Source organism: Devosia sp., assembly GCF_041917035.1.
GTDB lineage: Bacteria > Pseudomonadota > Alphaproteobacteria > Rhizobiales > Devosiaceae > Devosia_A.
Genome location: NZ_JAYRYM010000252.1, coordinates 1 through 5,288 on the forward strand (window position 1 = coordinate 1; position 5,288 = coordinate 5,288).

At 67.3% G+C, this 5,288-nt stretch carries 4 protein-coding genes; 1 reads left to right on the forward strand and 3 read right to left on the reverse strand.

The features are described 5' to 3' along the window. The 3 genes from ACE3TU_RS18565 to parE form a co-directional block, all read right to left on the reverse strand. Positions 1 to 769: GGDEF domain-containing protein (locus ACE3TU_RS18565; protein ID WP_374626922.1), on the reverse strand; the 769-nt coding region annotated here is incomplete at its 3' end. 194 nt (positions 770 to 963) lie between these two features. Next, entirely contained in the window at positions 964 to 2,352 is a 1,389-nt protein-coding gene (locus ACE3TU_RS18570) for a DEAD/DEAH box helicase (protein ID WP_374626924.1), read from the reverse strand. A gap of 341 nt (positions 2,353 to 2,693) precedes the next feature. Beyond that, complete coding sequence (parE, locus tag ACE3TU_RS18575) at positions 2,694 to 4,709, reverse strand: DNA topoisomerase IV subunit B (RefSeq protein WP_374626926.1); 2,016 nt, start codon at positions 4,707 to 4,709, stop codon at positions 2,694 to 2,696. Between the two features lie 235 nt (positions 4,710 to 4,944). On the opposite strand from parE, the gene ACE3TU_RS18580 reads away from it, so the two are divergent. Then, positions 4,945 to 5,274 (forward strand): hypothetical protein, encoded by a 330-nt coding sequence (locus ACE3TU_RS18580; RefSeq protein WP_374626928.1) that lies wholly within the window; start codon positions 4,945 to 4,947, stop codon positions 5,272 to 5,274. Positions 5,275 to 5,288 lie beyond the last annotated feature (14 nt).

Genomic DNA, 5,288 nt, shown 5'->3' on the forward strand with positions numbered 1-5,288 from the left:
CGGCCACGATGACGGCGCCGTCGATATCGGTCTCGGGCAGGATCGCGGCGAATTCCTCGCCGCCATAGCGTGCCGCGATATTGCGGCCCTTGATGTTGGACTTGAGCGTCATCGCCACGAGGCGCAGCACCTGGTCGCCGGTCTGGTGGCCCCAGGTGTCGTTGAAGCGCTTGAAGTGGTCGATGTCGAGCAGAACGAGGCAAAGCGGACGGCCGTTCTCGCCGGCGGCGATGAACGAACGCAGCAGGCCGTCGTCGAAGGCCTTGCGGTTGAAGACCTTGGTCAGGGGATCGAGCAGGGCTTCGCGGCGGACGTCCTCGAGATCGCGCTGCAGCGCGGCGATATCGGCGCGCGAGGCCTCGAGATTGCGCTCGAGCTCGTGGTTCGAGTCCTGCATCCGCCGCGTCTCGGCGAGCAGGTTCGCCGCCAGCCGCGCCAGTTCGGCGGGCGGCAGGTCGGCGTCGAGATCGCCTCCGGCGGTCTGCAGGGTCGCCGAGTAGGCGTTGGCGGTGGTCATCGCCGAATCGATGGCCTCGTGCATCGTGCTGATGCGGTTCGACATCCGCTCCGAGACACTCGAGATGCGCTCATTGGCATCCTGGGCCTTGAGGAACTCGTTGTAGATGCGCTCGGCCGTCTCGGTGTCCGGCGTGCTCTCGCGGAAGATGGCGTTGATGCGGGCGTTGAGCTCGGGATTCACACCGGTGGCATAGGTGTAGAGGAGCTCATAGAACTGCGGATACGGGGGGATCGCCGAGCGCTTCAGCAAATCGATCGCCGAATTGGCATAGCCAAGGGCGCGCCTAAATTCCTGCTCTGACACAGATGCCCCGCAACCGACTGCTTCCCTAGTTCGCTATTGTCTATGTTGTGGAGTTAATGGCACGTAAAGGTGAGCGGCCATCGTTACGCATGAACGCGGATCCTCGATCACTTTTCCGCTGCCGCACGCCAGACGCAGGGTCAGACGACCTTGCCGGGGCGCAGCAGGAAGGCCGGAATCGGCCCGTCCGAGCCGAACGGCGAGTTGGCGTCGATGCCTTCGACGAGCGGCGATGCCAAGGGCTCGGCCGATGGCCGAGCGGGTGCGACATGATGGCGCGGCGAGGGCCGCTCCTCGCGCTTCGCCGGCGCCTCCGGCGCAACGCCGCCGCGGCGGCGGCCGCGGGACGGGCGCTCGGCGCGGCGGGGCTCCTCGGCGTCGTCGACCGGCGCCAGCACGCCGTTCTGCTTCACCTCGGGAATGTCCTTGTGGATCAGCTTGGTGATCGCATCGATGTACTTGCCTTCCGCCGGTGCGGCGAGCGTGACGGCGACCCCCGAGCGACCGGCGCGACCGGTTCGGCCGATCCGGTGCACATAGTCCTCCGCATGCGTGGGCACGTCGAAGTTGAAGACGTGGCTCACCGCCGGGATGTCGAGCCCGCGGGCGGCGACGTCGGAGGCAACGAGCAGCATCAGCTTGTCGGTCTTGAAGCTGTCGAGCGTCTCCATCCGGCTCTTCTGGTCCATGTCGCCGTGCAGGCCCGCGGCGGAAAAGCCGTGGCGCTCGAGCGAGCGGGCGAGCGTCGCAACATCGCGCTTGCGGTTGCAGAAGATGATCGCGTTCTTGAGGCCGACCTCACCGCGGATCAGCTGCCGCAGCGCGGCGCGCTTCTCCTCCGGCTTGCCGGGTACCCGCACCAGGCGCTGCTCGATCGTCTCGGCGGTGGAGTTCTGCCGGGCGACTTCGATCTTGACCGGATCGCGCAGGAAGCGGCTGGTGAGCCGCTGGATCTCGGGGGGCATGGTCGCAGAGAAGAACAGCGTCTGCCGCCGTGGCGGCAGAAGGCCGCAGATGCGCTCGATATCGGGGATGAAGCCCATGTCGAGCATGCGGTCGGCCTCGTCGATGACGAGGATGTCGACGCCGGTCAGCAGGATGCGGCCGCGCTCGAACTGGTCGAGCATGCGACCCGGCGTGGCGATCAGCACGTCGGCGCCACGATCGAGCACCTTGTTCTGGTCCTCGAAGGAAACGCCGCCGATCAGCAGCGCGACGCTGAGCCGGTGGTTCTTGCCGTATTTCTCGAAGTTCTCGTGCACCTGGGCGGCGAGTTCGCGCGTCGGCTCGAGGATCAGCGTACGCGGCATGCGGGCGCGGGCGCGGCCCGATTCAAGCAGCGTGAGCATCGGCAGGACGAACGAGGCGGTCTTGCCGGTGCCGGTCTGGGCGATGCCGATTATGTCCTTCTTTTCGAGGACGAGCGGGATGGCCTGCGCCTGGATGTCGGTCGGCTTGGTGTAGCCGGCGGCCGCCACCGCGTCGATTACCTTGGTGCTGAGGCCGAGCCCCGAGAAGTCGTTTGCCAAATCAGTGGTCCGCTCAAGTATTGAGGCAGGTCGACGGGCAGCTACTTGAGAAGGTGCAGGTCGACAGGAGGCGCGGGGAACAAGCCGGTAATCTGGCTTTGCCTCGCAGCAACGAAACCGGACTCCGCCCTGTCAGGACGTGCGCGGGAGGCGCCCGGAACATAGTGGAAACCCCTTGCGAGTCAACGGGGTTCGCGGGGGCGGGGTTAACCGCGGGAAACGCGTCGCCTTGCCCGTTCCGCTTCGACCACGCTCCGCATTCGATCCTGCACCGGCCACGGAGCGCTCGTCGACACTGTCGGCGCGATCCGTTGCTGACGGGGCGCCTCGCGGCCGCCGCCCTAGATATCCAGATCCGTCACGAAGGCGGCGTTCTCCTGGATGAATTCGAAGCGCGATTCCGGCCGGTTGCCCATCAGGCGGTCGACGGCATTGCGGGTATCGTCACGATCCTGCCGGATGCGGACCTGCAGCAGCGTGCGGGTCTTCTTGTCCATGGTGGTTTCGCGCAGGTGGACATAGGGCATTTCACCCAGGCCCTTGAAGCGGTTGATCTCGGGCTTCCTGCCCTTGAACTCGGTCTCGAGCAGGGCGTCGCGGTGCGCGTCGTTCATGGCGTAGGCGACCTTGCCGCCATGGCTCAGCCGGTAGAGCGGCGGCAGCGCCAGGTAGAGGTGCCCACCATCGATCAGTTTCGGCATTTCCTGGAAGAAGAAGGTCATCAGGAGCGAAGCGATATGGGCGCCGTCGACGTCGGCGTCGGTCATCAGGATGATCTTGTCGTAGCGCAGGTCGTCCTCGCGGTAGCGATCACGGGTCCCGCAGCCGAGCGCCTGGATCAGGTCGGCGATCTGCTGGTTGGCGGCGAGCTTGTCGCGCGAGGCGCCGGCGACGTTGAGCACCTTGCCGCGCAGAGGCAGGATGGCCTGGCTGGCCCGGTCGCGCGCCTGCTTGGCACTGCCGCCGGCCGAGTCGCCCTCGACGATGAAGATCTCGGCCCCCTGCGCGGCGGACTGCGTGCAGTCGGCCAGCTTGCCCGGCAGACGGAGCTTGCGGGTCGCCGACTGGCGGTCGACCTCCTTCTCCTTCTTGCGGCGCAGGCGTTCCTCGGCGCGCTCGATGGCCCAGTCGAGCAGGCGCCCGGCCTGGTTGGGTGAGGCGGCCAGCCAGTGGTCGAAGGGGTCGCGCAGCGCCGTGTCGACGATGCGGGTGGCCTCCGGGGTCGAGAGCTTGTCCTTGGTCTGGCCGACGAACTCGGGCTCGCGCACGAACACCGAGAGCATTGCCGAGCACTGCACCAGCACATCTTCAGCGGTCAGCTGGGCGGCGCGCTTGTTGCCGGTGAGTTCGGCGTGGTTGCGCAGCCCCCGCAGCAGCGCGACGCGCAGGCCCTGCTCGTGGGTGCCGCCTTCGGCGGTCGGGATGGTGTTGCAGTAGGAATTGACGAAGCCATCGGCGAGACACCACGAGATCGCCCACTCGACCGCACCATGCGTGCCCGGCCGGCCCACAGTGCCCGAGAAGATCTCGTCGACGATGCGCGGTTCACCCTCGATGCGGCTGGCGAGGAAGTCCTTGAGGCCGCCGGGGAAGTGGAAGCTGGCCCGGGCCGGGACCTCGGGACTGGCGAGCGACTCGTCGCAGCTCCACCTGATCTCGACACCGCCGAACAGATAGGCCTTGGAGCGCGTCATCCTGAACAGGCGCTGCGCCGAGAACTCGGCCTTGCCGCCGAAGATCTCGGGGTCGGGGTGGAAGCGCTGCGACGTGCCCCGGCGGTTCTGCACCTTGCCAACCACCTCGATCGGCCCGAGCGGCCGGCCGCGCGAGAACGTCATGCGGTAGAGGGTCTGGTCGCGCGCGACCTCGGTGACCAGCATGTCGGAGAGGGCATTGACCACCGACACGCCGACGCCGTGCAGGCCGCCCGAGGTTTCGTAGGCCTTGCCGTCGAACTTGCCGCCGGCATGCAGGCGGGTCATGACGATCTCGAGGGTGGAGACGCCGGGGAACTTGGGGTGGTTCTCGACGGGGATGCCGCGGCCATTGTCGGTGACCGTGAGGAAGCCGTCGGCGCCGAAATGCACCTCGATGCGGTTGGCGTGGCCGGCAATCGCCTCGTCCATGCAGTTGTCGATGACTTCGGCGAACAGGTGATGGAGCGCGTTGGTGTCGGTGCCGCCGATATACATGCCCGGCCGGCGGCGCACCGGCTCGAGCCCTTCCAGCACCTCGATGTCGGCGGCGGAGTAGGAGCCGGCATGGGCGACGCTGGGCGCCGGACGGGACGGGGCCTCTGGACGGGGCGCGCGCGGCGCCGTCCGGTCGTCCTCGGAGCCGAACAGGTCGATGGCCATGAAACCTCCGTCGGGGCAGTCGAATCGTGCCGCAAGGCTAGCACAGTCGGGTGAGCGAACGGCTGAGGTAGGCAGCCGCGCCGGTGCCGTCAATGCGGCGTCAACATGAACGCAGAATGAACGGGAGGTTGAGCGGAGGTTAAGGTCGCATGCGCCACGCTTCCTGTTCGGCTCCGATCCGGCACCTCGCGTTCCGGGGCGGCTTTGCCGACAAAGGCCAGCAAGGGAGAACGCCATGACGCCGTCTTCGATCCTGCGCGCCGCCATCCTCGGGATAGCGCTCTCCGCCTCGGCAGGACTGCCGGCGGCGGCAGCGTCGCTGCAGTTCCAGTTCGGCCCCGGGACCGATGGCTTCGGCTTCCGCCGACCGCTGATCTGCATCGAACTGACCGACCGCCAAATCCGCGAGGCGGTCAAGGCACGGGGCTATCGCGACGTCTACCTCAATGTCCGCAACGACCGGCGCATCCAGGTGCGGGCCTCGCGCGGCGACTGGGTGTACCTGCTGCGGGTTTCGACCTGCACGGGGGCGATCCTCGATCGCGACCGGCTGCGTCCGGCCTGAACGACTGAACGAGC

What these genes read in the sequence shown, in the direction of transcription:
- parE (WP_374626926.1), bottom strand. Translation starts at nt 4,709, where the DNA reads ATGGCCATCGACCTGTTCGGCTCCGAGGACGACCGGACGGCGCCGCGC.
- ACE3TU_RS18580 (WP_374626928.1), top strand. Translation starts at nt 4,945, where the DNA reads ATGACGCCGTCTTCGATCCTGCGCGCCGCCATCCTCGGGATAGCGCTC.